1 protein-coding gene is annotated in these 1012 nt (G+C 46.0%); it reads right to left on the reverse strand.

Annotation, left to right across the window (positions count from 1 at the left end):
• Nucleotides 1-199 precede the first annotated feature (199 nt).
• Nucleotides 200-1012, reverse strand: an 813-nt coding sequence (gene pyrC / locus A3735_RS23040; protein WP_068638731.1) for a dihydroorotase, incomplete at its 5' end; no start/stop codon positions are given.

The following is a 1012-nucleotide window of genomic DNA, read 5'->3' on the forward strand; positions in this document are numbered from 1 at the left end:
GCTAAAATGTTTCGAGTGCGAACGACAAGACGAGCCTATTTAGCGAGCAAGTCTGGCCTCAGTGTCACTAGAAGCAATCGTTTTAGCTTGTTTGAATAAGTCTAGTATGCTTACGTATTTCTACAATGTTTGTAGAAAAAATAACGACCGCAATCAGCGGCGTCTTGGCTTATATCGGCCAAGACGGTGAGATCTGGAGTTATTTTGTTTTTAGCTTCCAGTTAACTGTTTGCCCGGCATAAAAAGGAACAATTGGATTGCCATTAGGGAGAATGATTTGCTCCGGGATGGTCCATTCTTCTTTTTGAAGTGTGATAGTACTGGTATTGCGTGGTAGTTGGTAAAAATCTGGGCCGTGATGGCTGGCAAAGCCTTCGAACTTGTCGATCGCTCCAAGGTCCTCAAATACTTGCGCATAAAGCTCTATAGCGCTCCAGGCACTGTAGCAGCCAGCACAGCCGCAAGATGACTCTTTTTTCGCCTTTTCGTGAGGTGCTGAGTCGGTTCCAAGGAAGAATTTGCTTGAGCCACTCTTTACAGCTTCTCTAAGCGCTGTTTGGTGGGTGTTGCGTTTAAGTACAGGTAGGCAGAAGTTATGGGGCCGAATACCGCCTACGAGCAGGTCATTACGATTAAGGAGCAGGTGTTGGGGAGTGATCGTTGCGGCCAGTTTGTCTGAGCCTGCTTGTACAAACTGAGCAGCTTCAGAGGTTGTGATATGCTCAAAAACAACTCTTAGCTCGGTAAATTTTTCGGTGATAGGGGCTAGGTGTTGTTCAATAAAAAACTTTTCCCGATCAAAGATATCAACCTCATGAGAGGTCACTTCACCGTGAATCAGTAATAACATGTCGCAAGCTTGCATTGCCTCAAAAACCGGGTAAAGCTCGTTCAAGGCTGAAACTGCAGCATCGGAATTGGTTGTTGCTCCTGCTGGGTAAAGCTTGGCTGCAATAATGCCCGCTTGCTTGGCGCGAGTAATGTCTTCGGGCTTTGTATCGTTTGTCAGATA

This window comes from Oleiphilus sp. HI0061, from assembly GCF_001635675.1.